This window comes from Colwellia sp. BRX8-4 (genome assembly GCF_014077345.1).
Taxonomy (GTDB): Bacteria; Pseudomonadota; Gammaproteobacteria; order Enterobacterales; family Alteromonadaceae; genus Colwellia_A.
Genome location: NZ_JACGVS010000001.1, coordinates 225,517 through 251,856, shown reverse-complemented (window position 1 = coordinate 251,856; position 26,340 = coordinate 225,517). Strand labels below are relative to the sequence as shown.

At 39.3% G+C, this 26,340-nt stretch carries 30 protein-coding genes; 8 read left to right on the top strand and 22 right to left on the bottom strand.

The annotated features are described in order from the left end of the window. Positions 1 to 113: 113 nt before the first annotated feature. The 6 genes from H4J56_RS01100 to H4J56_RS01075 form a co-directional block, all read right to left on the bottom strand. Positions 114 to 503, bottom strand: a complete 390-nt coding sequence (locus H4J56_RS01100) for a RidA family protein (protein WP_070375400.1) — start codon at positions 501 to 503, stop codon at positions 114 to 116. A gap of 38 nt (positions 504 to 541) precedes the next feature. Continuing rightward, on the bottom strand, positions 542 to 2,659 hold the full coding sequence (gene spoT / locus H4J56_RS01095; RefSeq protein ID WP_070375401.1) for a bifunctional GTP diphosphokinase/guanosine-3',5'-bis pyrophosphate 3'-pyrophosphohydrolase: 2,118 nt from the start codon (positions 2,657 to 2,659) through the stop codon (positions 542 to 544). 170 nt (positions 2,660 to 2,829) lie between these two features. Beyond that, positions 2,830 to 3,114 carry a DNA-directed RNA polymerase subunit omega gene (gene rpoZ / locus H4J56_RS01090; RefSeq protein WP_070375402.1) on the bottom strand — a complete coding sequence of 95 codons (285 nt, stop codon included), beginning with the start codon at positions 3,112 to 3,114 and terminating at the stop codon, positions 2,830 to 2,832. A 105-nt stretch (positions 3,115 to 3,219) separates the two neighbouring features. After that, a complete protein-coding gene (gene gmk, locus H4J56_RS01085) occupies positions 3,220 to 3,846 on the bottom strand; it encodes a guanylate kinase (RefSeq protein WP_182258738.1) in 627 nt (208 codons plus the stop codon). Between the two features lie 175 nt (positions 3,847 to 4,021). Continuing rightward, entirely contained in the window at positions 4,022 to 5,050 is a 1,029-nt protein-coding gene (tdh, locus tag H4J56_RS01080; RefSeq protein ID WP_070375404.1) for an L-threonine 3-dehydrogenase, read from the bottom strand. A 22-nt stretch (positions 5,051 to 5,072) separates the two neighbouring features. Further along, positions 5,073 to 6,284 (bottom strand): glycine C-acetyltransferase, encoded by a 1,212-nt coding sequence (locus tag H4J56_RS01075; protein WP_182258737.1) that lies wholly within the window; start codon positions 6,282 to 6,284, stop codon positions 5,073 to 5,075. A gap of 175 nt (positions 6,285 to 6,459) precedes the next feature. Between H4J56_RS01075 and H4J56_RS01070 the strand changes: the two genes are divergently transcribed. Then, positions 6,460 to 6,891 (top strand): Lrp/AsnC family transcriptional regulator, encoded by a 432-nt coding sequence (locus H4J56_RS01070; RefSeq protein WP_404842490.1) that lies wholly within the window; start codon positions 6,460 to 6,462, stop codon positions 6,889 to 6,891. 14 nt (positions 6,892 to 6,905) lie between these two features. Here the strand turns inward: H4J56_RS01070 and H4J56_RS01065 are convergent, their stop codons facing one another. Continuing rightward, positions 6,906 to 7,688 carry a serine aminopeptidase domain-containing protein gene (locus tag H4J56_RS01065; protein WP_182258736.1) on the bottom strand — a complete coding sequence of 261 codons (783 nt, stop codon included), beginning with the start codon at positions 7,686 to 7,688 and terminating at the stop codon, positions 6,906 to 6,908. 173 nt (positions 7,689 to 7,861) lie between these two features. Here H4J56_RS01065 and waaA point away from each other — a divergent pair, with 173 nt between their 5' ends. Next, positions 7,862 to 9,154 (top strand): lipid IV(A) 3-deoxy-D-manno-octulosonic acid transferase, encoded by a 1,293-nt coding sequence (gene waaA / locus H4J56_RS01060; RefSeq protein ID WP_083277978.1) that lies wholly within the window; start codon positions 7,862 to 7,864, stop codon positions 9,152 to 9,154. A gap of 1 nt (position 9,155) precedes the next feature. Here waaA and H4J56_RS01055 read toward each other — a convergent pair whose 3' ends face one another. The 5 genes from H4J56_RS01055 to H4J56_RS01035 form a co-directional block, all read right to left on the bottom strand. Further along, complete coding sequence (locus H4J56_RS01055; protein ID WP_182258735.1) at positions 9,156 to 9,962, bottom strand: DUF4198 domain-containing protein; 807 nt, start codon at positions 9,960 to 9,962, stop codon at positions 9,156 to 9,158. 52 nt (positions 9,963 to 10,014) lie between these two features. Next, positions 10,015 to 10,533 carry a DUF2271 domain-containing protein gene (locus H4J56_RS01050; protein ID WP_182258734.1) on the bottom strand — a complete coding sequence of 173 codons (519 nt, stop codon included), beginning with the start codon at positions 10,531 to 10,533 and terminating at the stop codon, positions 10,015 to 10,017. Positions 10,534 to 10,586: 53 nt separating this feature from the next. Continuing rightward, positions 10,587 to 11,177, bottom strand: a complete 591-nt coding sequence (locus tag H4J56_RS01045) for a PepSY-associated TM helix domain-containing protein (RefSeq protein WP_182258733.1) — start codon at positions 11,175 to 11,177, stop codon at positions 10,587 to 10,589. A gap of 72 nt (positions 11,178 to 11,249) precedes the next feature. Further along, the gene (locus tag H4J56_RS01040) at positions 11,250 to 13,343 is read right to left on the bottom strand and encodes a TonB-dependent siderophore receptor (RefSeq protein WP_182258732.1); all 2,094 of its coding nucleotides are present in this window, start codon (positions 13,341 to 13,343) and stop codon (positions 11,250 to 11,252) included. 235 nt (positions 13,344 to 13,578) lie between these two features. Continuing rightward, the gene (locus H4J56_RS01035; RefSeq protein WP_182258731.1) at positions 13,579 to 14,652 is read right to left on the bottom strand and encodes a glycosyltransferase family 9 protein; all 1,074 of its coding nucleotides are present in this window, start codon (positions 14,650 to 14,652) and stop codon (positions 13,579 to 13,581) included. Positions 14,653 to 14,704: 52 nt separating this feature from the next. Between H4J56_RS01035 and H4J56_RS01030 the strand changes: the two genes are divergently transcribed. Further along, positions 14,705 to 15,478 carry a 3-deoxy-D-manno-octulosonic acid kinase gene (locus tag H4J56_RS01030; RefSeq protein WP_220465891.1) on the top strand — a complete coding sequence of 258 codons (774 nt, stop codon included), beginning with the start codon at positions 14,705 to 14,707 and terminating at the stop codon, positions 15,476 to 15,478. 70 nt (positions 15,479 to 15,548) lie between these two features. On the opposite strand, the gene H4J56_RS01025 is transcribed toward H4J56_RS01030, so the two are convergent. Next, the gene (locus H4J56_RS01025; RefSeq protein WP_231907340.1) at positions 15,549 to 16,229 is read right to left on the bottom strand and encodes a TetR/AcrR family transcriptional regulator; all 681 of its coding nucleotides are present in this window, start codon (positions 16,227 to 16,229) and stop codon (positions 15,549 to 15,551) included. A 144-nt stretch (positions 16,230 to 16,373) separates the two neighbouring features. On the opposite strand from H4J56_RS01025, the gene coaD reads away from it, so the two are divergent. After that, positions 16,374 to 16,847: a pantetheine-phosphate adenylyltransferase gene (gene coaD / locus H4J56_RS01020; RefSeq protein ID WP_070375412.1), complete on the top strand. Its 474-nt coding sequence runs from the start codon at positions 16,374 to 16,376 to the stop codon at positions 16,845 to 16,847. Here the strand turns inward: coaD and mutM are convergent. The 9 genes from mutM to radC form a co-directional block, all read right to left on the bottom strand. After that, complete coding sequence (gene mutM / locus H4J56_RS01015) at positions 16,844 to 17,659, bottom strand: bifunctional DNA-formamidopyrimidine glycosylase/DNA-(apurinic or apyrimidinic site) lyase (RefSeq protein WP_070375413.1); 816 nt, start codon at positions 17,657 to 17,659, stop codon at positions 16,844 to 16,846. The two genes, coaD and mutM, sit on opposite strands and share 4 nt — an antisense overlap. A gap of 28 nt (positions 17,660 to 17,687) precedes the next feature. Further along, positions 17,688 to 18,593 (bottom strand): RimK family alpha-L-glutamate ligase, encoded by a 906-nt coding sequence (locus H4J56_RS01010; protein WP_259364639.1) that lies wholly within the window; start codon positions 18,591 to 18,593, stop codon positions 17,688 to 17,690. A gap of 33 nt (positions 18,594 to 18,626) precedes the next feature. Beyond that, entirely contained in the window at positions 18,627 to 19,112 is a 486-nt protein-coding gene (locus H4J56_RS01005; protein ID WP_182230336.1) for a hypothetical protein, read from the bottom strand. A 96-nt stretch (positions 19,113 to 19,208) separates the two neighbouring features. Further along, on the bottom strand, positions 19,209 to 19,364 hold the full coding sequence (gene rpmG, locus H4J56_RS01000; protein WP_070375415.1) for a 50S ribosomal protein L33: 156 nt from the start codon (positions 19,362 to 19,364) through the stop codon (positions 19,209 to 19,211). A gap of 24 nt (positions 19,365 to 19,388) precedes the next feature. Beyond that, positions 19,389 to 19,625 carry a 50S ribosomal protein L28 gene (rpmB, locus tag H4J56_RS00995; protein WP_070375416.1) on the bottom strand — a complete coding sequence of 79 codons (237 nt, stop codon included), beginning with the start codon at positions 19,623 to 19,625 and terminating at the stop codon, positions 19,389 to 19,391. 233 nt (positions 19,626 to 19,858) lie between these two features. Further along, on the bottom strand, positions 19,859 to 20,239 hold the full coding sequence (locus tag H4J56_RS00990; protein ID WP_070375417.1) for a hypothetical protein: 381 nt from the start codon (positions 20,237 to 20,239) through the stop codon (positions 19,859 to 19,861). After that, positions 20,226 to 20,894 carry an AAA family ATPase gene (locus H4J56_RS00985; protein WP_070375418.1) on the bottom strand — a complete coding sequence of 223 codons (669 nt, stop codon included), beginning with the start codon at positions 20,892 to 20,894 and terminating at the stop codon, positions 20,226 to 20,228. The genes H4J56_RS00990 and H4J56_RS00985 overlap by 14 nt, the downstream gene beginning before the upstream one ends. A gap of 80 nt (positions 20,895 to 20,974) precedes the next feature. Then, positions 20,975 to 21,301 (bottom strand): PilZ domain-containing protein, encoded by a 327-nt coding sequence (locus H4J56_RS00980; protein ID WP_182214547.1) that lies wholly within the window; start codon positions 21,299 to 21,301, stop codon positions 20,975 to 20,977. A gap of 26 nt (positions 21,302 to 21,327) precedes the next feature. Next, positions 21,328 to 22,002, bottom strand: a complete 675-nt coding sequence (radC, locus tag H4J56_RS00975) for a DNA repair protein RadC (RefSeq protein ID WP_070375420.1) — start codon at positions 22,000 to 22,002, stop codon at positions 21,328 to 21,330. Between the two features lie 81 nt (positions 22,003 to 22,083). Between radC and coaBC the strand changes: the two genes are divergently transcribed. The 4 genes from coaBC to H4J56_RS00955 all read left to right on the top strand — a co-directional run bounded on the left by coaBC (position 22,084) and on the right by H4J56_RS00955 (position 26,291). Next, the gene (gene coaBC, locus H4J56_RS00970; RefSeq protein WP_182258730.1) at positions 22,084 to 23,304 is read left to right on the top strand and encodes a bifunctional phosphopantothenoylcysteine decarboxylase/phosphopantothenate--cysteine ligase CoaBC; all 1,221 of its coding nucleotides are present in this window, start codon (positions 22,084 to 22,086) and stop codon (positions 23,302 to 23,304) included. Between the two features lie 11 nt (positions 23,305 to 23,315). Then, positions 23,316 to 23,900: a nucleoid occlusion factor SlmA gene (slmA, locus tag H4J56_RS00965; protein WP_070375422.1), complete on the top strand. Its 585-nt coding sequence runs from the start codon at positions 23,316 to 23,318 to the stop codon at positions 23,898 to 23,900. Between the two features lie 95 nt (positions 23,901 to 23,995). Further along, complete coding sequence (locus H4J56_RS00960; protein WP_182214544.1) at positions 23,996 to 25,468, top strand: aminoacyl-histidine dipeptidase; 1,473 nt, start codon at positions 23,996 to 23,998, stop codon at positions 25,466 to 25,468. 163 nt (positions 25,469 to 25,631) lie between these two features. Beyond that, positions 25,632 to 26,291 carry a response regulator gene (locus tag H4J56_RS00955; protein WP_404842394.1) on the top strand — a complete coding sequence of 220 codons (660 nt, stop codon included), beginning with the start codon at positions 25,632 to 25,634 and terminating at the stop codon, positions 26,289 to 26,291. Positions 26,292 to 26,340: the final 49 nt, after the last annotated feature.

Genomic DNA, 26,340 nt, shown 5'->3' with positions numbered 1-26,340 from the left:
TTTTTTATACGAGATTGTTTACATATTTTCGACGATTTGCTCTTAAATTTAACGGTTAGGTGCAACCATTAAATTTAAGGAGGGAAAATATACTTTACAGTTAACAGCGAAAATTAGCCGACGTTAGGTAATTCCATCACGCCATCTATTTCAATTAATACGTCTTTGGGTAAACGAGAAACTTGTACCGCAGCGCGTGCTGGGTAGGGTTGTTGAAAATATTGGCTCATTACTTCGTTTACTGTTGCAAAGTTGGCGAGATCCATCATGAAAATGTTTACCTTCACCATATCGTTAATATTACCGCCTGCGGCTTCACATACCGCAACTAAGTTCTTAAATACCTGATTAGTTTGCTCGGTAAAGTCTTCAGAAACAACAGTCATCGTCTCTGGAATAAGAGGGATCTGACCTGAAAGGTAAACGGTATTATTAACTTTTACCGCTTGGCTGTATGTGCCGATTGCACTGGGTGCGTTATCTGTACTGATAATTGTTTTCATAGTAATTCCTACATGGTAATTTTGTTAAAGACGATTGACTACTTATTGCGCACAACACGCTGAACATCAATCATCACTTTTATTTTTCGAATAATATCGGCTAAATGAACGCGGTCACGACAGGTTATCTCCATGTCAATCGCATATAGTCCCGAGTCTTTTTCACCAGAATTTAGCGCATGAACATTGGATTCACACTTAGCAATAACATTGGTCAATGCGGCGAGTGCACCTTGATGATTCATTATTTCAATACGTAATTTTGCAATGAAGTCTCGGTTAATATCACTGTCCCATTTTACTGGAAATAAGCTACCTTGTTCATGGTTTTTAATGTTACGACAACCTTGTTGATGCACCATTAAACCTTTACCAGGACTCAAGTAAGCTAATATAGCGTCTCCTGGAATAGGACGGCAACATTTTCCGTAACTGACCAACATACCTTCGCTGCCTTTGATTGGCATTTTGGTTTTACTGTTTGGATCGGCGAAGCCACTTTCTGCACTATCTATAGTAAATTCATCGGTTAATCGTCTAGCAATACCTATGCTTAACGCATTACCTAAGCCAATATTGACGAGTAGGCCATCAAGACTGGTATTACCGGTCTCCTTAACAACCTGATCAATTTTTGCTTGGTCAATGTCTTCGATATGGACTTTACCTAAGGCATGACTTAATAAACGTCGTCCTAAACCATAAGATTCTGTTTGCTCTTGTGAACGTAAATAAGTACGAATTTGTAAGCGTGCTTTAGCAGTAACAACAAAGTTTAACCAAGTGGCATTCGGTCGAGCGGCAGAAGAAGTTATAACTTCAATGGTTTGCCCTGAATCAATAGCTCGACTTAGTGGATAAGGTTTACGATCGACCTTAACCCCGACACATGAATTACCAACATCAGTGTGAACAGCATAAGCAAAATCGACAGCAGTTGCGCCCATCGGCAATTCAATAATACGTCCGTCTGGGGTAAATACATAAATTTCTTCAGGAAATAAGTCTGACTTTACGTTCTCAATAAATTCAAATGAACTACCAGCACTTTGTTGTAATTCTAATAAACTTTGCATCCAACGACGAGCTTTCATTTGAGCTGTGGTGCCACTCTTGTCGCCGTCTTGTTTGTACAACCAGTGAGCGGCTACCCCTTTGTCTGCCATTTGATCCATATCTTGTGTACGAATTTGAATTTCAACAGGGATGCCATGTGGACCAATCAGTGAAGTATGCAGTGATTGATAACCATTTGTTTTGGGAATAGCGATATAATCTTTAAAGCGGCTTTCAATTGGTTTGAATAAGTTATGCACAGCGCCAAGTGTTCGGTAACAATTATCGATCTTATTCTCTACGATGACACGAAAAGCGTAAATGTCCATGACTTCATTGAACATTAATTCTTTATTGAGCATTTTACGATAGATAGAATAAAGGTGCTTTTCTCGGCCAATAACTTGCGCTTCAATCCCACTTTCTTTAAGACGAGCCGCAATTTCTTCTTGAATGTTATTAATAATTTCTTTGCGATTACCACGGGCTTTTTTTACCGCTGACTTTAACGCACGTGCGCGCATCGGGTAAAGGGCTTCAAAACCTAAAACTTCTAATTCACTTTTAATATCGTGAATACCCAAACGGTTAGCAATGGGGGCGTAAATTTCTAATGTTTCACGGGCAATACGTCGACGTTTATCTGGACGTAAAGATTCGAGCGTGCGCATGTTGTGTGTGCGGTCGGCAAGTTTAATCAGAATTACGCGTATGTCTTGCACCATGGCAAGTATCATTTTACGGAAGTTTTCCGCTTGCATCTCTTCTTTGTTATCAAACTTTAATTTATCAAGCTTACTGACACCTTCAACTAACTCAGCAACGGTATAGCCAAATAATTCGGCTAATTCGTCTTTAGTTACCGGAGTATCCTCAATAACATCATGGAGTAATGCCGCCATTAAGGTTTCATGGTCAAGGTGCATTTTTGCTAGGTTTAAAGCAACGGCTACCGGATGAGTAATATAAGGCTCACCGCTTGAACGCATTTGTCCTTCATGCGCTTCACGCGCAACAAGGTAAGCTTGCTTTAATAAGTCAATTTGTACTTTAGAAAGATAGCTTGAAACAAGTTCTTTTAATGGTTCAAAAAGGTACACGCATTGAATCCTTGATGATTAAGCTGAACGGTCTTATTACCGCCAGTCAAAGCTTTGAGTCAGCATAACACAATACGTTATTCGTTAAATACTGACAATAAAAAACGCGTATCATTAACAATGATTACGCGTTTAGTTTACATCTCGTCGCTATAAGGCGACAAAAGATTTTATAGCTGTGGCTGAGCGCCACCAACAATGGCTGCAACAGCAGCAAGTTCTGCAGAGTCTTGCTGAACTTGTTCATGACGGTCGCTATTGTTCATTACTTCAGTAGTGATTAAACCGGCTTCAATTTCACGTAAAGCTATAACGGTAGGCTTGTCATTTTCAGGGTCAACTAAAGGATCTTTACCACCTGTGGCAATTTGACGAGCACGACGTGATGCGATTAACACCAAGTCAAAACGATTGCCTACTTTTTCTACAGCACCTTCAACAGTTACGCGAGCCATTTGGTCACTCCAACTTAAAATTTATAAAATAGTGCCGTAGTTTACTGAGCTACAGGCGATTAAGCAAGGTATATACCTATACTAGGTGAAAATACAGTAGAAATATTAGTCTTTTAATAATTCATCGAACATCAACTGATGCGTTATCGCTTGTTGCTGACATTTTAGGCGTTGGTTATTAACGATGGTGGTTAAGTCGCTCAGCGCCTGAGTAAAGTCGTTATTAACAATAATGTAATCAAACTCAGTGTAGTGTGAGCATTCTGCTTTTGCTTGTGCCATACGAGATTTAATGGTGGCATCGCTATCTTGTCCGCGCTTTTTTAAACGGTTTTCAAGTTCTGCTTTTGAAGGGGGACTAATAAAAATTGTGGTGACACTGGGTTGTTTTATCCGTACTTGCTTGGCGCCTTGCCAGTCGATATCAAGAAAAACATCAATACCTTGTGCAAGTTGTTTATCTATCGCAGATGCTGAGGTGCCATAATAGTTACCAAAAACTTCAGCATACTCATAAAACTCATTTTGTTTAATCTGCTTTTGAAATTGCTCAACATTAATAAAATGGTAATGTTCAGCATTATTTTCACCTGGACGAGGTGCTCGTGTGGTGTGAGAAATTGACACTTGCATCGGTCTTGCCGACTCTTGAGATAATAAGGCTTTAATTAAACTAGATTTTCCTGCACCGCTAGGTGCGGAAAGAATAAATAAATTACCGGGAGTTGTCACAATATTACCTTATAAAAGAGGTGAAAAATAAATAATGTTTATTATAACGAATTGATGGGGTATTTCATCTCTAAACTTGCTTACCGATAGCAAGAGCAGCATTGTTAATAAAAAAGCCAGCTTTTTAGCTGGCTTTATATTTTCATTAACAGGTTAGTTGCTTAAACCCAAAGGTTTAACTTTCCCAGTTTAAGATAACTTTACCAGAAAGGCCTGAACGCATGGTATCAAAGCCTTTTTGAAAATCATCAATATCAAAATGATGAGTAATAATCGGTGATAAGTCTAAACCTGACTGAATTAAGCTCGCCATTTTGTACCAAGTCTCAAACATTTCACGACCGTAAATACCTTTAATTGTTAAGCCTTTAAAAATAACTTGGCTCCAATCAATGGCCATATCTTGACCAGGAATACCGAGCATAGCGATTTTGCCACCGTTATTCATGTTTTCTAACATAGCCTTAAAGGCCATAGGTACGCCCGACATTTCCATGCCAACGTCAAAGCCTTCAGTCATCCCTAGTTCGGTCATCACATCAGTTAAACTTTCTTTACTGACATTAACCGCTCGAGTGGCGCCCATTTTTCGGGCCAAATCTAAGCGATATTCATTAATGTCAGTAATAACAACATGGCGCGCACCGACATGTTTAGCGACGGCTGCTGCCATAATGCCAATAGGACCTGCGCCAGTAATAAGTACATCTTCACCGACCAAGTCAAAAGACAAAGCCGTATGAACAGCATTGCCAAAAGGGTCGAATATCGCAGCTAAATCGTCAGATATTTCATCGGGTAATTTAAACGCATTATAAGCAGGGATCACTAAATATTCAGCAAATGAGCCTTCTCGGTTAACACCGACACCGACAGTATTTCGGCATAAATGTGTACGACCACCGCGACAATTTCGGCAATGACCACAGGTAATATGCCCTTCGCCAGACACCCGGTCACCTAAAGCAAAACCTTTGACTTCTTGACCAATACCGACCACTTCGCCGGCATACTCATGCCCGACTACCATAGGAACGGGAATGGTTTTTTGTGCCCATTCGTCCCAGTTGTAAATATGAATGTCGGTGCCACAAATAGCGGTTTTTTTAATTTTAATTAATAAATCATTATGACCAAGTTGTGGTTTTTCACTCTCAGTCATCCAAATGCCGGGTTCGGCTTTTAACTTTGCTAATGCTTTCATGGTATTTCCTTTAATCCTAACCTTAACCAATAATGTTCATTGCTTTGCCAATACGAATAAAGGCAGAAATGGCTTTATCAAGTTGCTCTTGGGTATGAGCGGCTGAGATTTGAGTTCGAATACGTGCTTGCCCTTTAGGAACTACTGGGAATGAAAAGCCAATCACGTAGATACCTTCCGCTAATAATCGGCTCGCCATTTCGCTGGCTACTTTTGCGTCGCCTAACATCACTGGGATAATCGCGTGGTCAGCGCCAGCACAGATAAAACCAGCAGCTTCCATATTCGTGCGAAAGTAACGGGCATTATCTTTTAATGTTTTACGTAATTTGCCACCTTCGGCTAATAAATCAATCACGGTAATTGACGCATTAACAATAGCGGGTGCTAACGAATTAGAAAATAAGTAAGGGCGTGAACGTTGACGTAACCATTCAATTGTTTCTTTTTTACCTGAGGTGTAACCACCTGAAGCGCCACCCATAGCTTTACCTAGTGTGCCTGTTATAATATCAACACGGCCCATTACATCACAATATTCGTGGCTACCTCGGCCTTCTTCACCGACAAATCCGACAGCGTGCGAGTCATCAACCATCACTAAAGCATTATATTTATCAGCTAAATCACACACTGCTTTTAAGTTAGCGATAACGCCGTCCATCGAAAATACGCCATCGGTAGCAATTAATTTAAAACGTGCACCAGCGGCATCAGCTGCAATGAGTTGTTGCTCTAAATCGTTGGCGTCATTGTTAGCGTAACGGTAACGTTTTGCTTTACATAAACGCACACCATCAATAATTGAAGCATGGTTTAATGAGTCACTGATAATAGCATCTTCGGCGCCCAATAGGGTTTCAAATAATCCGGCATTAGCATCAAAACATGAAGAATAAAGAATAGTATCTTCCATGCCTAAAAATTGACTTAATTTTGCTTCTAGTGTTTTGTGAATATCTTGGGTACCACAAATAAATCGTACCGATGCCATACCAAAACCATGCTCGTCTAAGCCTGCTTTTGCTGCAGCGATAAGCTCAGGATGATTGGCCAAGCCTAAGTAATTGTTAGCACAAAAGTTGACTACCGCTTCACCACTAGCTACGGCAATGTTTGGTTGTTGTGCTGTGGTAATAACACGTTCGGCTTTATATAAACCGTCTTCTTTAACTTGCTCAATTTGATCATTTAAATGTGCATAAAAACTTGCGTTGTTTGAAGAGTCGTTCACAACAATTCCTTATTAATAGGTTTGGATAATAATAGTATTATTATCCTAGACGAAGATTGAAAAAAGTGACACTAGTTAATTTTATGGTTATTTGATTAGTTAAATTGACATGTAACACTATCAAAATGACTATTGTTAGTGTCTAATTGGTTTTATTAATGGTTGACGGGTATAAATGATGATTACAGAAAAAGATGAAGAGCTACTCGCTATTTTACGATGCAACGCCCGAGCAAGTGTTTCTGACATTGCTAGAGCGACTGGCGTATCTCGCACAGCGATACAAAATCGTCTAACTAAGTTAGAAAATAGTGGTGTGATAAAAGCCTACAGTATTGTTTTAGGTAGTGAATATAGTAATCAGTTAATTTCGGCAAATGTATCACTAAAAGTAAATCCTAATCTTAGGCGAAATATTTGTATCGCGTTAAGAAAAATACACAATATTAGTCATATCTACTCTATTAGCGGTCAATATGATTTGTTAGCGACCATTCAGGCACAAACATTAAAAAAGTTAAATGAAATTCTTAATATAGTTTGTTCGCTAGAAGGGGTCGAACGGACAAACTCTTCTATTATCCTCGATACTGTTTTTGAAAAATAAAGCGTATTTACTGATCAGTTCAAAGTGGTGTTTAGCCATGAAGTCAGGTTGATTGCTAGGTACTTATTGCGGCGTAATAAGTTATGCCCTTGGTCAACGCCTTGAAAAATTTGGCTGGTAGAGTGACGGTCGCCATTCCATGAAAATAGCTCTTGGGCGGTTAAAAAACTATCGGCATGATGCGCTGAACTGACGAAATAAGCAGGAATATCAATTAAGTTTTTATAATGCTCTTTTTCCATATGATCCATAATAGGCGAAAGTATAACAAAGCTATTAATGCGAATTTTTTCTGCTAAGCGTACCGCTTCATTGACTGAGCAACCGCTGGCAACAAGAGAGATAGGTTGTTGCTCGCCAATTTTATTGCGTAAATAATTATAAGCTGCCAGAACATCTTTTTCCCAATACGAGGTCAGCATGGCAACTTCAGCTTGGTAGCTAACAATATCTTTTACTTGGTATTTTATCGTTTGGTGAGAAAAATCTTCAGATTCGCTTGCGCCATAGCCTCTAAAGTCAATGGCTAGTGCATTAATACCTTGCTCGGCTAGTAATTCACCCAGTACATTATAGCTTTCGCTACTGTGGGAGCAGTCATGGAGTAATAATACGCCGCCACCAAGCGCGTCTCCGAGATAATAATTAGCCGATAAGACAAAATCGTCGTCAGCGAGAAACTTTACTTTTTGCGGTGTATCTTTTTTCTTTACTTGGCTAACATCTACTTGATTATATGTTGGTTCTTCATATTCTTGTGCGGATAATAAAGGCGCTAGTAGTATAATGCTGACCATGGCGAACCCATGGTTGAATATGTTCTTGATGAAATGAAATTTGCTCATTTTCCTGCACTACTATTTTAGTTCCTTTAATATCACGACGATAACAAACTCCATCGGCTTTGGGTATTTTTATTGTTTGCTTAAGTCGCTATACTGCGTTTATCAACAACTAAAGAGTTTTTTCTGTGCGTTATCAATTATCTTTAATGTTATATCGACTTGTTTTTCTTTGCTTACTCCCGATCGTTTGGTTGTTACTTCAGTTTCGCTCAGTAAAACAAAAAGCTTACCGACAACGAATCAGCGAACGTTTGGGTTTTTTACCTCGAGAATTTAAAGCGGGTGGCATTATCGTTCATGCGGCGAGTGTCGGTGAAGTTATTGCTCTAAAGAGTTTTATCAGCCAACTGCTAGAAACAAAACCTCATCGTGTTGTCACTGTCACTACTTTTACTCCTACGGGTTCAGAGCAAGTTAAAAAATTGTTTGGGGAACGTGTTCAACATTGTTATTTACCCCTAGATAGTACCTTTTGTGTGGCAGCATTTTTAAATAAATTGAAACCACAGGCGATGGTTTTTATGGAAACTGAGTTGTGGCCAAACTTAATCGCGCAAAGTGCAGATCAAGGAATAAAATTGTTATTGATTAATGGCCGCTTATCACAAAAATCGATGAACAATTATCGCAAGCTAGCTTGGTTAATCACACCGACAATTAACCGTTTTGATAAAGTGTTATGTCAAAGCCAAGTGAACTATGAGCACTTTTTAGCCTTAGGTGCCGATGCTGCTCGCTGCAAGGTTTCTGGAAATGTGAAGTTTGACATCAGTGTTAATCAAACAATAAAAGATAAGCAGCAAGAGCTGGCTGAATTTGTGGTAACCGAACGATTAATCTGGGTTGTTGCCAGTACTCATAAAGGGGATGAAAGTCTTGCGTTAAATGCGTTTGCTGAATTACTAAAAAGCTTGCCACAATTACTACTCATTATTGTACCGCGCCATCCAGAGCGCTTTAATGATGTCGCATCATTATGTTTAGCGCAAGGTTATAATATTGCCCGTCGCAGCACTCAAGAAAAAGTAACTCGTGATAAACAAGTTTGGTTACTCGATAGTTTAGGGGAGCTCTTACCGACGTGTGCTTTAGCTAGCGTTGTAACTATGGGGGGCAGTTTTTCGGATATCGGTGGGCATAATCCCCTTGAACCTGCGCTATTTAAAAAACCGATTGTCGTTGGCCCTAATATGAGTAATTTTGTTGAGGTTATGCAGCAACTCGTTGCTGAAAAAGGCATTATTGAGCTCACTGACCAAGACAGTGCGAAGATGACTGATGAGCTAAGTAAAATCATTGCTGATATTTTGTTATCAGAAAAAACGCAGCAAACATTGGGAGAAAATGCTTACCGCGTGGTAACACAAAACCAAGGAGCTAGTGCCCGAAGTGTAAAACAATTATTGACGTTACTTTAGTTTAATTAAGTTGTGCTTCAAATGTTAAAAATACACTGCCCATTTGCTGGTCCGCCAAAGGAGAGTTTGGTGTGTCTTCTTTGTGCTCAGCAACTAATAAATATCGACCTGCAGCGTTTGGCGTGAAGGTGATTTCACCTTTTTCATTTGAGAGCAAAGTTAATGTTTGCGGGTTATTGCGGTAACGTGCGCCGTCGGCGGTAATTTCTACGGCAACATCTTTTTGTGCCTTACCATTAAATAAAAATTTGAAAGTCACCTTTTCATTTTCAGCAATATCTGATGGATGAGTAACCGGTAGCAATTCTAATAATTTACCTTCGGTTTTAAAGTTATCACTCGGTGCATTTAAAGTGACATAACTCTCTATTCTTGCATAACGATAAGTGGTTTTGATCGCTGTAGCTTCGGCCGGTAATTTGCCGGCTAGTTCTGTCTTATTAGCTGATAGTCTTTTATGGTCGCCGTCGATAGTATAAGAGGTGATAAAGCTAGCCTCACTGTTATTGGTGATTTTATAGGTCCCAGGATCTTTTAAGAAGTAATCAATGACACTTTTTCTATGGCCTTTATAGCTTGACGACGCTCTTGATGGCTTGCCATTAGGGGTAATAATTCTCACTAAATCTGCCCCCATAGCTTTATCAACATTAAAGGTTTCATTTGATGCAGTTATATCAACCATGATCCATTCGCCTTGTTCAGCAGACAAATTAAAGTGGCTTGGTAAAACCCAGCGAGAATGAGCGAAAGCTTGTGTACTAATGGCACAGGTTAAGGTGAACGCGATTATTTTTTTTAAAGTCATTTTATATTCCAAGTCTAGTGTTTACGTTTTTGAGTTAAGGGGATGAATACGTTTATTTCGGTAGCACAGTGAATTTTATTTCATCAGTTTCATGGCTTGCCGCTAAAGTAAATGTTGATTTTATGTTGTTTAATACAAATGGTTGGCGCAAAATGGCTCGTCCACCATTTTCTCTGACTACTTCAATAAATAAAGTATATTGTCCTTTTATTAGTGACTTTTTCTGATCATCTTCGGCCAAGAAAGTCAGAGGATATTTGCCTGCTGCGCGAGTCGCAGAAGTTATACCATCAACAAAGTCAGCATCTTTTTTACCGACCTTACGCCACCAGCGTCGAATGTCCTTTAACCATTTCGTTTTTTCTCGCCAAAGTAATAAGGTACGTACTGGTTTTCCTTGTGAGTTTTCAATCCAGCTCGCAACATAGGGCGGATGATACTCGCCGAGTTGCTGCTTTAAAGTCAGTTCAAGATCTAATTGTGCTGGCGCTGAGTTGCTCGGATTGGCAACGGCATTAAAATTTATCAAGCTTAATAAAATAAGTGATAACCCGATTTTGTTTATCTTCATATAAGTTCCTTTTGTGATCACTCAAGTAGAGAGCGTTGTTCATGCTAATTGATTTAAATCCACCAGATAGCGGTAGAAATCATGGCGACAGTCACGGTTAAACTTACCGTTAAGGTACGATTAAATCGTCTTTGTGGCATGGCTAAAATAAAGCCACTTAGGGCAAATAGGATGCAAAGTAAACTGGTTATATCAATAATCCACCCCCAAAAAACACTGGTATTTCTTCCCTTATGTAAATCGTTCATTAGCGCCCACCAACCGTAGTCAGTTTCTTCAAAAAACAACTCTCCACTGACTAAATCGAGTGTAATAGCGGTATTTTTTCCTGCCCGTTTTATACTGAAAAACAATTCGTCCTGGCTACTTTCGAGAATCGTGTTGTTTAACGATACCGACAATTTTTGCTCAATAGCTGTCGAAACATTAACAATTTGTAGTGGTGTTAACGGCGGATTTTTAATCATAGAAAAATCAATCATTAATGCTCTTTCTACAATGTCAGCTTTGCTGTCACGAAACCATTCGGGATGATTGAGGGTAATGCCGGTTACTGAAAAAAAGAGCAGTAAGCTCAACAATGCCATCGACACATAGACATGAATCAGACGAGAAAAACTTAAGGTACTTTTATTTATTTGCATAGCAGGTGTCAGGGTCTTTAATTTATTAATGGGTAACAAATAACTATTTGTTACCCATTATTTTTAGTCAATTTAGAATGATATCTGTGCGGCTAATCGGTAGCTAATTCCGTCGCCTGCGGTAACGCTAGATATACCACCACCAGCAAGGTAATCAGTATCGAGCAAGTTTTGTATGTTGAAGCGGAAATCAACACCTTGGCCACTTATTGTGGTCTTATAGGTTGCTCCAACATCGATACGGGTATAAGCATCTTTGGATATAGTGTTATCGCTATCGGCAAAACGTTCACCTTGATAAAATGCACCCGCATTAAGAGCAAGTTGGTCCGTTAATTCATAACGAGACCAAATTGATGCTGACCACTCGGGAGCATCAACAGGGGTTTTTCCTTGATAATTTTCATCTTTGTCGTATTTTGCGGCTAAGTTCATTAACGATGCCATAACAAAGAGCTTATCGTTTATTGCGCCTTGTGCAGCAACTTCGAAACCTTTGTGACGCTGCTCACCTGCCTGTTCAGTTTGCGTATCAAAATTAGGATCGCCGTTGATTGTTTCAGTAATTAACTTGCCTGTTTTGGTAATATCAAAAATAGCGGTCGTTACTAATAAACGTTCATCAAATAATTGCCACTTAGAGCCGATTTCAAGTTGTTTAGATGTCATGGCCTCGAGCTTCATGCCGTGATTAATATCTCGATCGTTTTCGAGTGTTTCGCTGCTCTGGGGTTCAAACCCTTCTGAATAACTCGCGTAGAAAGTGGTTTGGGCATCAGGATGAAATAAAAGCCCAGCTTTAGGCAAGAACGACTCATTGTTCGCGCCTTCTTTACTTTGCTTGTCGTAACGTCCTCCGACCGATATTTGCCATTGATCATTTAAGGTGATTAAGTCTTGTAAATAAATGCCATAGTAATCATAGGCACTGGTGTAAAGTGAATCGTCAGTTGTGTAGCTGATATCAGGTCGTGCTGGCTCTTCTTGGTCGCTAGAGTAGTTAATTGACTCGCCATTTACTTTACGTTGTCCGTAGTAATAGTCTAAAGAATTAGCGCCAATTAATAATTGATGATCGAGACCGGCGAGGGTAAATTCTCCAGTAAAATCGATAAAAGCAGTTTTAAACTGCCAGTCATCAAAACGGTCGTAGGGTTTTGAGGTATAGCTATCACCCTCTAAAAAAGTTGTGGGTTTTTTAGGAGACGATTCAAATCGTTGGCGTTTAAAGCTTTGTTCATTGTAGCCGAGTGCAACTTGCCACTGATTATTTAATGCATAGTTGATATCAACACCGATGTTTTCAACGGTAATGTCAGTAAATGCCCAAGACATATCACGAATGGTTTTATCATGACCAATAACATCGCCTTTTTCATCTAACCAAGAACCTGTATCTAACCCTGCTTCATCGTCCGTTCGGTCATAATGAAGGCGTACCATGGCATCGTCTGAAATATCATAGTCAATGACTAACGCACCTAGAAAACGATCGCGCTGACGTTGTTCATTGTTTTGGTACTCATGCTGATATTTAGCATCTTGTTTAACCAGTATACCTCTGTAACGTAATGACTCATCATCAGTTAACGAGCCACCAGCATCTAACGATAATCGGCTTGAACCTTCTTGGTCAACATCAACACCTAGCGTAAATAATGTTTTAGCTGTTGGCTTTTTTGTCACCATATTCACTAATCCACCAGGCCCTGATTGACCATATAAAATACTTGAAGGACCTTTAATCACTTCGATATTTTCTAAGATTTCGATAGGTTGTTGGTAGTGTGACCAATGCTGGTGGCCATCTCTAAGGTAGCTATTGGAAGAACTTAGTTCAAAGCCGCGTAGATTGAATACTTCACGATTACGTTGTTTAGAGCCGGCAGTTAAACTTGCGTCATTGGTTAATACTTCGCCTAATGTTGTCGCTAGTTGTTCTGCTATTACCGAGTTGGGAATAACGGTGACCGACTGAGAAGTTTCTAATAAAGAAACATTGGTCCGCATTGCGCCATGTGCTTGGTCAACTTTATAGTTATTAAAATAACTACCTTTAACTTCAATAACTTCAACAGAGCTATTATTTGTAGCGCTTTCATTGGCACTTGATGAAAAAGGCGTTAAGCCAACGAAAATTGCTAAGCAGACAGGTGAATACTTCATTGTTATTCCTAAGAGAAAAATTGAGAGATAAATTTACTTGGTGCGAATACTAATGATAGTGATTATCATTTGCAATAAATAAATTTACTTTATTGTCTTTTTCCCGATAACTGTTATTCGGTTGTTGTTGTTGCTTGTTAAGTTAAATGTGGCGCAAGGATCCCTGGTCTCGCTAAAATAATGCAAGACCTTGTTTTGAATTTATAGTTGATGTGAGGCAGTTTAACCGTCACTATTATTTAAGGAGAAACTCAGGGTAGTGTTCATCAAGAAGTAGGTGCAGTTTTTCTTTAACTTGGCTGAAAGTAATACCATTCATTAAATCACTACCTTTGGCGCGAATCCCCCAAGGTAGCTGTTCAAGAGGTTGTCTATATTGTTCTTGGGCAGTATGTTGGTAGCAACTTACTACATAGTTTTGATATAAATATGGCCCGGTACGGCAAGGATTACTGTGCGCGTACAAGCCAATAACGGGTGTGCCAACAGTGACTGCCATGTGCGCTGGCCCAGTGTCAGGAGCTATCACCAAATGAGCTATTTTAAGCACACCAAGTAGCTGTTTCAAATTGGTTTGGCCAACAAGGTTAACAAGGTTGCATTGGCTTAAACTGATAATCTCAGTGGCTAGTAATGTTTCTAATGTGGTCGGTCCGCCACAAATAACCACTTGAAAACCTAACGCTGTTAAATAATCGGCCATTTTTGCATAACCTTCGGCATGCCAATTTCTCTCAGCTTTACTTGCCGCTGGCGAAATAACAGCAATAGGTTTATCAGATGCTAACGATAGCCGCTCACTTGCCCAAAGTTCGTTTTCGTCACCAATGGGCATTTGCCAGCTAGGACTTTCGCTGGGAACACCGATAGCTTCTGCAAAACCAATAAAACCATCAAGTACATGTGGTTGATGTTGTGGCGCTATCTGATGATTAGTGAAAAGCCACTGGCCTTCTTTAGCTCGTTTACGGTCGAAACCTATTTTTACTTTTGCTTTAATACAGCAACTCGCTAAACTGGCACGCAAGGCTACTTGCATATGTAATAGCACATCAAATTTTTGATCGGCTAACTCAGCACGTAAATCCCGATAGCCTTTTAAGCCTGCTTTCTTATCAAATATGACAAATTTTACCTGTGGCAATCCTTGTAATAAGTTCGCCTCTACTTTGCCTATCACCCAAGTAATTTTTGTTTGAGGATAAAAACGTTGAATTTGTTGCACCATAGCTACGGCGTGACAAACGTCTCCGATAGCAGATAAGCGTAATAAACATAAATTTTTTGGCGCTGTTAATTGACCCAGCATAAAGGAATCACCACAATAGAGCATATAAAGTATTTGAATTGAGTCTATTATCTTGAAACAGTCAGCAATTGTAAAACCTTACCAAGAAAAAATTTACCAACAAGCTAATATTTATTGTTGCTATAACGCCAATGCAATCGATGACTTTTCTCCTAAAATGCTTAATAGTGATTTTTGGCATGAAAATAATGCCATTACCGGCAGTGCCCAAGGGCGTGGTACTACTTGGTTTGTTCAGTACGACTCTCCAGAAGTAAATACCATGGAAAAACAACAGTGGGTGTTACGTCATTATTTTCGTGGCGGTTTAATTGGCAAAATAATTAATGATAAATATTTTTTTACGGGACAAAATAGTACTCGAGCCGCCCAAGAATATCATTTATTGAATACGCTACAGGGGTTAGCACTGCCAGCGCCAAAGCCCGTTGCTTTTCGAGTGATTAAGCAGGGGCTTTTTTATCAAGCTGATTTGTTATCTTCTCGAATTGAACATGCTCAAGATTTAGTCGCGGTTTTATCAAAAGCACCATTAGTCGAGCACATTTGGCGAGAAGTGGGCAAGGTGATCCGTCGTTTTCATGATGCTGGCATTTATCATCATGATTTAAATAGTCACAATATTCTGCTCGATGAAGAGAACAATGTTTGGTTGATTGATTTTGATCGCGGCGAACAACGAGCGGTTGCTCAATCATGGCAGCAAGCTAATATGGCAAGATTATTACGTTCTTTTGAAAAAGAAAAAGCAAAATTGCCAAACTTTAATTGGCAAAAATCAGACTGGCAACTTCTATTAGCAGGATACCTGCAGTCAAATGAGTGATTAACGGCATTAAAAATGCAAAATTTAATTGAATAATATTTTGATTTTCAACTGATCAGGCGGTTGGTGATTAAGCGATTTCAGCGACTTCCATACAACGTTTACGGTACATGGTACGCGCTTCTAAAAACTCAGGCATTGCAGATTCAGTGATATAAGGTTGAATAATCACTAATATTTTTAAGACGCCTTCATAAAAAACAGCATCAGTAATTTCAATGTTTTTATTTTGGGTTTGATAAAAGCTTAACCAGAAGGTGTTCACTAAACGCAAGATACTGACAATATCAGGTAAGTCTTCATCAGCAAACTTCATCATATGAGTACTACGTAATGACAACAGCATCTCACTGACACGGGTAGCTATTGATGATTGTACATCAACATATTTTTCATGTAATAAAGGGTTTTTTGCTAATAATACCGGCAGGTTACTGTAGAAAAATCTAAACTTCATCAGTGCTTGAAAAACAGCATCCATATATAAAATGATGGTATCGAGGGGCTTTACTTCGGGCGTTACAAAAGGGACTGTATCTAGTAATAGGTTACGTGCATATTCTTCGTAGATGGAAAGAATAATGTCTTCTTTATTGCGAAAATGATAATAGAGGTTACCCGGACTAATGCTTAAATGCGCTGCAATATGATTGGTTGTTACGTTGCGCTCGCCTTGTTCATTGAAAAGCTCAATGCTGGCTTGAATAATTTTATCACGGGTTTTCATGTCAGTTACTTCTGTTTTTATCATTGTATTATTTTCCATCATACTATCAAAATTGAACTGACGGAAAGGCTTTTCGAGTAAATACTTTAACAAATTCGTCTTTGTAAGTTTCCATTCACTAAAAATAGCCTTTACAATGTTTTTAAGTTTATAAAGAAGATACAACTAATGACGATAAAAGCGATTTACCCAGGAACCTTTGATCCGGTCACTAACGGCCACACAGATTTAATTGAACGTGCGAGTGCTTTGTTTTCTGAAGTTATTGTTGGTGTTGCTGCCAGCCCAAGTAAAAAGCCTCGTTTTGATTTAGCGCAGCGTGTTGCTATGATTGAAGAAGTGAGTCGACATCTGCCCAATATCACCGTGGTTGGTTTTAGTGGCTTGCTAGTCGATTTTGCTAAAAAAAATCAAGCCAAAGTACTGATCCGCGGCTTGCGCGCTGTGTCTGATTTTGATTATGAATTTCAATTAGCCAATATGAATAGACGTTTAGCCCCTGAGCTCGAAAGTGTATTTTTGACACCATCAGAAGGAAATTCTTTTATCTCGTCAACCTTAGTAAAAGAAGTATCCTTGCATAATGGTGATGTGAGTCAATTTGTTCATCCTATTGTAAAAGCCGCACTCGACGATACTTAATCAGTTTGGCAGTTCGGACAGAACACCGAGCTGCGATTCGATTGTCTAACTTCTTCAAGAATAGTTTGGCAGCTATTACATTGCTTGCCTGCTCGACCGTAAACTAATAATTCTTGTGCAAAATATCCTGGGCGACCATCTGCTTGAGTAAAATCTTTTAAGGTTGTGCCGCCTTGGGCAATGGCTGCAGTTAATACTTGTTTGATAATATCGGTAAGCTGATCAAAACGTGCTGCAGAAATTGTTCCGGCTAAGGCCGTTGGTAGAATACCGGCTTTAAACAATGCTTCATTTGCGTAAATATTACCGACACCGACCACAACAGGATTTGACATTAAAAAGGTTTTTATTGGTACTTTGCGATTCTGTGCCTTAGTAAATAAATAACCGTAAGTGAAGTCATCACTCAATGGCTCGGGTCCTAATTTACTTAATAAACCTCGCTCGTCAATATTGTCTTTAAACCATAATACCGCGCCAAAACGTCGAGGGTCATTTAAACGTAACGCTTTGCCGTGTGCGAAGACTAAATCAAAATGGTCATGCTTTGCGATAGGTGTATCGGCTTCAATAACTCTAATGGTTCCTGACATGCCTAAATGCAAAACTAAGGTGCCATGTGAAAACTTAATTAATAAATATTTTGAGCGGCGTTCAACAGCATGAACACTATGACCAATCATACTTTGTACTGTTTCAGGAATAGGCCAACGTAATTTTGCATTACGTACAACGACTTGCGAAACGGTTTGCTTTAAAATATGGGGACTAATGCCTTGTCGGCAAACTTCTACTTCAGGTAATTCGGGCATAGTAGCTCTATATCGGGTTTATGGTAAATTATAGTGTTAATGCTTGCATGCGATGAACAAAAGCATCGGCAAAGCGTGTTGCTGATTGTTCATCCATATTAAAATATAATGAAGGCTCAATTAGCTCAGCTTCCATAAGGGCAAAACCCTGCTCACAGCGTACAAAATCAACGCGAGCGTACAGTGGCATGCCTATTTGCGTTTTTATCGCTTTAAGGGCTTGCTCTGCATGCTTTGTTAAGCTTGCTTCGGGTGTTATTGACCTTAAACGACCGCCATGTTCTTCCTGAACGCGAAAGTCATCGTCTTTTGGTGTTTTTAAAATGGCGTGACTGTAGTGGCCATTAAAATAAAACAGTGAAAACTCACCTTCATCAATAACATTTTTCATAAAGGGCTGAACTAAAAACTCACTGGCTGAAAACGCTTGGGCAAGTTGCGGATAAAATGTTTGATGATTTTCTTTTGTTAGCCAAAAGGTATTATCAGCATTTGCACTTATACGAGGCTTAATGACTAATTGATCAACATTTAATTCAGTAAAATATTGATCTAGCTGTTGCGGCGTTAAATTTTTCCGCCACAATGTTTTAACAATATTTACATCAAGACTAACTAATTCACGTAAATATTTTTTATCAATATTCCACTCAACCGTTAGTAAACTATTTTCAAGGTGAGCACTAGATTGCTCAATATCAGTTAACACCTTTAAAAATTCAGCCGCATCGTCTTGATAATCCCATGGCGAACGAATAATAACGGCGGCATAGTCGTTCCAATTAACACTTTTATCATGCCATGACACCATATGCATTTGCCAGCCTAACGCGAGTAGTGGCTGTGCAAGTAAATGGTCGTAAGCCTCAAAATTTTCAAGGTTGTCCATGGTCAGTATCGCGCAGTCTTGTATTTTATGATGAGTCATCGACATGATCTTCTTTATAGGTTTAGTGAAAGGGGGAAGTTAACTGGCTAATATTTCATTGGGAATGAGCTGTGAAAATATTGCCAACGGAAAAGCTAACCATCTTTTTTGCTGAGGATTAAAGACCAGCAATTCATTATCAGTAATAAACAAATTAAGTAATTGAGCTTGCGCTTCACCGGCTAATTCAACCGTAACAACTAACGCCATTTGGTGGTCAAGCTCGGGTGGAACAGTAACTATGTCACCTGTTATCTCATGCCAGGAGAGCATCATTTGCTCTAATGCTTGTCCTGATATTTTTGCTGGTGTTGCTCGCCAAGTGCGTCCGATGCGTTCTATCGCCACTTGCTGGTTAACCGCTAGCGATAGAATAACAGCATGTTTGGCAAATAAGGTCTGCTGTTTATTATCTTGTTGCTCAGTTGATGAATATAATTTTTTATTGGTCACGTTAATCACCAGAATAAAAATCATCACTGAAAAAATGATAACGTTGTTCCAACCAGTACGAGAGAGCTTCATAAAAGACTCATTATTAAATACGATAATAGTGATGATACTAAATTTTAGGCAATAAAAAACCCAGCAATTGCTGGGTTTTTAAAAACTTGAATTAAATTACTTAATTTTAGCTTCTTTGTACATTACGTGCTGACGGATGCGTGGATCAAATTTCTTGATCTCCATCTTTTCAGGCATAGTCTTTTTATTCTTATCAGTAGTATAAAAATGACCAGTACCGGCACTAGAAACTAAACGAATTTTATCGCGCATAATAATTTCCTCTAAAAGTAGTTGTTAAACTTTTCCGCCACGGGCACGGATGTCAGTTAATACTACATCAATACCTTTCTTATCGATAATACGCATTCCTTTCGGAGTTAAACGTAATTTAACGAAACGATTTTCACTCTCCACCCAAAAACGGTGAGATTGAAGGTTTGGTAAAAAACGACGACGAGTCGCGTTTCTTGCATGTGAACGGTTGTTTCCAACCATTGGCACTTTGCCTGTTACTTGGCAAACTTTAGACATTCTGAGTACTCCAAAAATTAATTCCAGGTCGAACTATTATTCCCCAAGACCGTCGCCTCGGGATCCTGAAAAAGGTGGCATATTATAGTGAAACTGAAAAATGAAAGCCACCTTTAATAAGAAAAAACTATATTAACTTAATATTGTATTACTTTACAATGGTTTATCTGTTTTTTGTGGCAGTATAATGCAAGGTTTGAGTGATAATTGCACAGATAAATATCAAATTGTTGTTAATTTATGCCTGAGTCGAGCAATTTTTTCAGTTTATTATGCTGTTCTTCGTCACAAAGTTCGTTAATTAAAATACGAATAATATGTGATTTGGCTAATTTAGTTTCTTTGGCGAGATCTTGTAATTGGATAATCGCTTGTTCACTGAGAGTGAAAGTGGCATGACGAAAGGGCTTATTTCCTTTCATATTCTTACTCGCCAATTGCTGTTTTGCAGCAAGAATGGCTTGTTCAATAGAGACATTTTTGGTGTTGTCGCTATTAACAATTTCAGGGTGCCCTAACGCGTAATTTTCTGCGTCAGCAATAAATTCGTCAACAGTGAATTCCCTTTTCTTTTTATTTCCTTGTGTGGTTTTCTTTAGGTCAGTTAAACTCATGTGAGTTGTCCGGTTTCATTGCTAATAATTCTTCAGCTATAGCAGTCATTTCTATTGCTGCTTTACCCTGAGGTTCTATTTCGAGTACTGAAGAGCCTTGTTCTTCGCTGTCATCATAAACATTACGACTAAAGGTTACCGCGTTTAATACGTTAATACCATATGAGCGGCAAACATCTTTTGCTTCTAATATTCGTTTACCTTGGTTGGGCAACGATGGGCATTGGGTGATAACAAAAGAGGCGAGCATTTTTGGGTTAACCATTTTACAGGTACTGAGCATATCTTCCATGTGCGGCACGGTTTTTAGATCTCGACGTTTAGGGCGCAGCGGAATAATAACATGGTCAGCAACCGACATTGCAGCACGAAGCGCTAAGTTATCTTGGCCACCACAGTCAACAATTACATAATCATAATGCTGTACTAAACTGAGTAAATCGTTACGAATTTTACCGTATAATTGAATACAGTTTATCGCGGGTAACGACGGATCAGAATTTCTTGCTTGTATCCAGTCAGAGGTTGTTCTTTGTGGATCACAGTCAACCATCAACACGATAGCTTTTTTATCTCGGGCAAAATAAACGGCTAAATTCTGTGCTAAACAGCTTTTACCACTACCCCCTTTTTCGCCACCTACTAAAATCATCATAATATAAAATGTCCTTACCTCTTGTTGTAACATTTGCTGTTGTAACATTCGCGTCGAGAATTAATTATAGTGCAACTATTTTATTTTGCATTTTCATTTTCTAAGCGTAATGCCAATTCAAAATAACCGTTCGGTTGCTTAAGACAGCGGATCACTGTGCCATATAAATTTTGGCTGTTGGGGTTGGCTACCTTAAAAACGACGGTCACTTTAGTTTGTAGTGGAATGACATGGTCGCAATCGAGCTTTAAGCCGCCACGCGAAAAGTCCAAACAAGTAATTTTTCGTTGCACGGTTTGTTGCTGGTCATTTACCCAACGTATATCAACTAACTCTTTTTCCATATCTAAACGAAAAGATTGTCGTCGCTCGTCGTCGCTGCTCTGATTGGGTTTAGGTTCATTCATCTAAAGCTCCTTCTGTTATTTATTATTTATAATTCACCGTGTTCAGCAAACGAGTAACACTGATTACCGGCAACAATAATGTGATCGAGTACTTGTATATCAATTAAGCTTAGTGCCTGTTCTAGTCTTTTGGTAATTTGTTTATCCGCAATGCTCGCTTCGGCAATACCCGAAGGATGATTATGCGCTAAAATTACCGCGACGGCTTTTTGTTTTAGCGCCTGCTCAACCACTATTCTCGGGTAGACCGCTGCCGCGTTAATGGTGCCAAAAAATAATCGTTCAAAGGTTAATACTTGATGCTGGCTGTCGAGAAACATTACCGCAAAGACTTCTCTGCTTTCACCACGTAATTCACTGATCAAGTAATCTCGTGTCACCTGTGAAGAGGTTAACGCAGTACCTTTTTGCAATTGCTCGCTAAGATAACGCTTTGACATCTCCAAACAAGCTTGTAACTGTACATATTTCGCCACACCTAAGCCATGATGTTGACAAAACTCCTGCTCAGTTGCGCGATAGATGGCGGCAATGCTGCCAAAACTTTTTAAAAGCTGCTGAGCTAGCTCAACTACATGGCATCCCTTTACTCCCGTGCGTAAAAATATAGCTAATAATTCCGCATCACTTAAACTGCTAGGTCCTTTGTGTAGTAGCTTTTCCCTGGGTTTTTCATTTTCTAACCAATCTTTTAACATCACCGCATCCTTGCAAAGCAAATTTGTAAATGGGCAAATTAATGGTATCTTATCGCCACTTATCGTTATTAAGACTAGCAGTTTATGCAAATTTTACAGGGTAAAAAAATAGTTCTGGGTATTACTGGCGGTATCGCTGCCTATAAAACGCCAGAATTAGTGCGTCGTTTAAAAGATAATGGCGCAGATGTTCGTGTAGTGATGACAACAGCGGCAAAAGCTTTTATCACTCCACTAACATTACAGGCCGTTTCTGCCAATGGCGTTTCAGACAGTTTGCTTGATAGCCAAGCAGAATTAGCTATGGGGCATATAGAATTAGCAAAATGGGCAGACTTTATCCTAATTGCACCAGCGACTGCCGACGCAATTGCTCGTATTACCTGCGGTATGGCGAATGATTTATTAACTACATTATGTTTGGCAACAAGTGCGCCAATTGCTATCGCTCCAGCGATGAATCAACAAATGTGGCATGCGGCAATTACTCAAGAAAATATTGCTAAACTTATTTCACGAAAAGTTGCCGTATTTGGTCCTGGCTCAGGAGCACAAGCTTGTGGTGATGTTGGTTTAGGGCGAATGTTAGATGTTGACCCTTTAGTCAGCCATGTCTGTCAATTTTTTCAACCAGCGTCGAAGATTGCTCAGGTAGATTTATCGGGCCAACGTTGGGTGATCACAGCAGGACCAACGCGTGAAGCTATAGACCCAGTGCGCTATATTTCGAATCATAGCTCAGGAAAAATGGGTTATGCCATAGCACAAGCAGCACAATTAGCGGGCGCAGAAGTCCAAATAATATCGGGACCCGTCAGTATTGCTGTTCCCCATGGTTGTAAAAAAATAGCGGTGGAAAGTGCATTGCAAATGCACCAGCAAGCGCTTGAACTTGCCAAAAAAGCCGATGTTTTTGTTGCCTGTGCCGCGGTTGCTGATTATCGAGTCAGTGAGGTAGCAACGCAAAAAATTAAAAAATCAGCCGATGAAATGCAACTTATTTTAGTGAAAAACCCTGATATTGTTGCCGATGTTGCTGCTTTATCCGTAAAACCTTTTACCATCGGTTTTGCGGCTGAAACACAAGATGTCGCACATTATGCGCTTGATAAATTAAAAAGAAAAAATCTTGATATGATTGCTGCCAACAATGTTGCGCTGTCAGGGCAAGGCTTTAATAGTGATGATAATGCCTTAACGGTTTTCTCCAATAAAAATAAAACGGAACTACCGTTAGCATCAAAAAAAATACTTGCCGAGCAATTAGTACAACTAATTTCGCAACATTATGTTGAAAAAAAATAAGAGAACGATTTATGACCGTAGCGCAAAAACCTAATCGCAAACAACAAATTTTAGAGTGTTTAGCAAAAATGCTAGAAACTTGTCCTGGCCAGAGAATAACGACCGCCAAACTTGCTGCTGAAGTGGGTGTATCAGAAGCTGCGCTTTATCGCCACTTTCCTTCTAAAGCCCGTATGTTCGAAGGTTTAATTGATTTTATTGAAGAATCAACGTTTTCACGGGTGAATTTAATCCTCAGTGATCACAAAGAAGCCTTGGTGCGTTGTCATCATATTTTGCATGTTTTGTTGGTTTTTTCAGAACGTAATCCTGGCATGTGTCGTATCTTGGCTGGTGATGCGTTAATGGGCGAAAACGAAAGATTACGGACACGTGTCAATCAGTATTTTGAAAAATTAGAAACGCAATTTAAACAAGTCTTACGTGAACGAAAATTGCGTGAAGGTAAGAGCTTTAGCATTTCAGAGCAAGCATTAGCAAATATCTTAGGCGCTTATGTTGAAGGAAAAATTAGCCAGTATGTTCGTTCAGGTTTTACCAAGAAGCCTAGCGAAGATTTTAACGATCAATGGCAATTTTTAATGGCGGGTAAGTAAGTTTTGGGTAAAAATGCGACGACATAACCCTGAGCAATACCGATTTCAGTAAGTTGATAAACTAATAAGTATTAAAATAAAATTAAGGAAAAAATGTGAGTAATTTATCACAGCTTCATCCCATGCATTTATGGCAGTTATTTGAAAAAATATGCAGTATCCCACACCCTTCAAAGCATGAGCAAAAAATATCAGCTTGGATCCAAGCTTGGGCAAAAGAGCAAGGTTTATCGGTAAAAGAAGACGCCGTTGGTAATATCTTTATTAAGAAGCCAGCTACAGCGGGTATGGAAAACTGCCAAGGCGTCATTCTACAAGCGCATATGGACATGGTTCCACAAAAAAATGCTGATACCGTTCATGATTTTTTAACCGATGCTATCAAACCTTACACGGTTGAAGAAGCTGATGGACAATGGGTTACAGCAGAAGGTACCACCTTAGGCGCTGATAATGGTATTGGCTTATGCTCAGCTTTAGCCGTTTTGGCAAGCGATGATATCGCTCATGGTCCTTTAGAAGTTTTAGTAACCATAGATGAAGAAGCTGGTATGACCGGCGCTTTTGGCTTGGAGGCAGGCTGGTTAGAGGGTGATATTCTAATTAATACCGACTCTGAACAAGAAGGTGAAATCTATATGGGGTGCGCCGGTGGTATTGACGCCGAAGCTACCTTTAAATTGATTTTTGAAGATGTTACCCAAGATTTCACTTCATTTACCTTATCTCTTTCAGGTTTAAAAGGTGGACATTCTGGGGTAGACATTGATACGGGTCGTGCCAATGCAAATAAACTTTTAGTGCGATTTTTACTCGACGCAAGCCAAAATTTTGATTTGCGTTTAGTGGATTTAAATGGCGGGAGCTTGCGTAACGCTATTCCTCGTGAAGCTGATGCCAGTTTTGTTATTGCAGCAAAAGATGTGAGCGCTTTTAAACTTAGCCTAGACGATTATTTGGACAGGTTACGCGCAACATTAGGCAGTATTGAAACCGATATTGATATGTTACTTATTTCACCAGAGGTTTTCGACCAGTGTTGGAGTCTTAAAACACAGTCGTTAATTTTAAACGCCCTTAACGCTTGCCCCAATGGTGTTATTCGCATGAGTGACGATATTGAAGGTATTGTAGAAACATCGCTTAACTTAGGGGTTGTTCGCTGTAAAGGGCGTAATTTTGTAGCTATGTCTCTTATTCGTAGTTTACATGACGATGGCCGATTACTGGCCGAGTCTATGGTGAAATCAGTCTTTACATTAGCAGGAGCAAAGGTTGAATTTTCTGGTGCTTATCCCGGCTGGAAGCCTAATACAGATTCAAAAATTATGAAAACTGTCCGTGATACTTACCAGTCACTTTTTAATAAAGTGCCTGAGATTATGGTTATCCATGCCGGTTTAGAATGTGGTTTATTTAAAAACGCTTATCCAAACTGGGATATGGTTTCGTTTGGCCCCACCATTAAATTTCCTCATTCACCTGATGAAAAAGTGAATGTCGAAGCCGTTGGGCTTTATTGGCAGTTACTGGTTGAAGTATTGAAGAATATTCCAGCAAAAGCTTAGTTTTTCTGTTGTTATGCTGAAGATGTTGCCTTACTTTTAATCAAGTAAGGTGCATAATTTCAACATAATGTGATTTAAATCAAAACAAGCGTTGTTAGGCTAAGGTCTAATAAACTTTTTCTGGTAAAACCGTATACTTGAAGAAGAAAGTTTTAAGGATTAAATTATGTTCCAGCCAGAAAAAATAATAGTTGCTGACGATCACCCTTTATTTAGACAAGCGTTATTAGCTGCGCTCGATGTTAAGTTTAATAAAACCCAGTGGTTAGAAGCACAGACAATCGAGCAACTTGAACAACAACTCGCTAATAATACCGACAGTGATTTAGTCTTGTTAGACTTAAATATTCCTGGCGCTCATGGTTTTAACACTTTAATTCATGTGCGTAATCATTTTCCACAAATACCGGTAGTGATGATCTCGGCTCATGAAGATAACGATACTATTCGTAAAGCGATGGAATATGGCGCAGCGGGTTTTGTACCTAAATCGACGCCCGTTGAAACTATTATTTACGCGATTCAACAAATTTTAGCGGGAGAAGTATGGGTGCCAGAAAGCTTTGCTCAGGCGAGTAAAGGTGATGGAGAAAGTAATATTGCCGAACGTGTGGCGAGTTTAACTCAGCAGCAATACCGTATTTTAATGATGTTTGCCCAAGGCTTATTAAACAAACAAATTGCTTACGACCTTAATGTCTCAGAAGCGACTATTAAGGCGCATGCTACCGCTATCTTTCGTAAACTCAATGTTCGTAACAGAACGCAAGCCGTTATTGCTATTGCGCCACTGAATGTTGCTGAGCCAAATATTAATCACTAACCGCAACTATTAACTATTAACAATTATCAGTAATAGCAATGGGCTATCG

Bases quoted from the DNA above. Each gene is read 5' to 3' on its own strand.
- H4J56_RS01100 (WP_070375400.1), bottom strand. From the start codon at position 503: ATGAAAACAATTATCAGTACAGATAACGCACCCAGTGCAATCGGCACA.
- rpoZ (WP_070375402.1), bottom strand. From the start codon at position 3,114: ATGGCTCGCGTAACTGTTGAAGGTGCTGTAGAAAAAGTAGGCAATCGT.
- tdh (WP_070375404.1), bottom strand. From the start codon at position 5,050: ATGAAAGCATTAGCAAAGTTAAAAGCCGAACCCGGCATTTGGATGACT.
- H4J56_RS01070 (WP_404842490.1), top strand. From the start codon at position 6,460: ATGATGATTACAGAAAAAGATGAAGAGCTACTCGCTATTTTACGATGC.
- H4J56_RS01065 (WP_182258736.1), bottom strand. From the start codon at position 7,688: ATGGTCAGCATTATACTACTAGCGCCTTTATTATCCGCACAAGAATAT.
- H4J56_RS01055 (WP_182258735.1), bottom strand. From the start codon at position 9,962: ATGACTTTAAAAAAAATAATCGCGTTCACCTTAACCTGTGCCATTAGT.
- H4J56_RS01050 (WP_182258734.1), bottom strand. From the start codon at position 10,533: ATGAAGATAAACAAAATCGGGTTATCACTTATTTTATTAAGCTTGATA.
- H4J56_RS01045 (WP_182258733.1), bottom strand. From the start codon at position 11,177: ATGCAAATAAATAAAAGTACCTTAAGTTTTTCTCGTCTGATTCATGTC.
- H4J56_RS01040 (WP_182258732.1), bottom strand. From the start codon at position 13,343: ATGAAGTATTCACCTGTCTGCTTAGCAATTTTCGTTGGCTTAACGCCT.
- H4J56_RS01035 (WP_182258731.1), bottom strand. From the start codon at position 14,652: ATGCTGGGTCAATTAACAGCGCCAAAAAATTTATGTTTATTACGCTTA.
- H4J56_RS01025 (WP_231907340.1), bottom strand. From the start codon at position 16,229: ATGATAAAAACAGAAGTAACTGACATGAAAACCCGTGATAAAATTATT.
- coaD (WP_070375412.1), top strand. From the start codon at position 16,374: ATGACGATAAAAGCGATTTACCCAGGAACCTTTGATCCGGTCACTAAC.
- mutM (WP_070375413.1), bottom strand. From the start codon at position 17,659: ATGCCCGAATTACCTGAAGTAGAAGTTTGCCGACAAGGCATTAGTCCC.
- H4J56_RS01010 (WP_259364639.1), bottom strand. From the start codon at position 18,593: ATGTCGATGACTCATCATAAAATACAAGACTGCGCGATACTGACCATG.
- H4J56_RS01005 (WP_182230336.1), bottom strand. From the start codon at position 19,112: ATGAAGCTCTCTCGTACTGGTTGGAACAACGTTATCATTTTTTCAGTG.
- rpmG (WP_070375415.1), bottom strand. From the start codon at position 19,364: ATGCGCGATAAAATTCGTTTAGTTTCTAGTGCCGGTACTGGTCATTTT.
- rpmB (WP_070375416.1), bottom strand. From the start codon at position 19,625: ATGTCTAAAGTTTGCCAAGTAACAGGCAAAGTGCCAATGGTTGGAAAC.
- H4J56_RS00990 (WP_070375417.1), bottom strand. From the start codon at position 20,239: ATGAGTTTAACTGACCTAAAGAAAACCACACAAGGAAATAAAAAGAAA.
- H4J56_RS00985 (WP_070375418.1), bottom strand. From the start codon at position 20,894: ATGATGATTTTAGTAGGTGGCGAAAAAGGGGGTAGTGGTAAAAGCTGT.
- H4J56_RS00980 (WP_182214547.1), bottom strand. From the start codon at position 21,301: ATGAATGAACCTAAACCCAATCAGAGCAGCGACGACGAGCGACGACAA.
- coaBC (WP_182258730.1), top strand. From the start codon at position 22,084: ATGCAAATTTTACAGGGTAAAAAAATAGTTCTGGGTATTACTGGCGGT.
- slmA (WP_070375422.1), top strand. From the start codon at position 23,316: ATGACCGTAGCGCAAAAACCTAATCGCAAACAACAAATTTTAGAGTGT.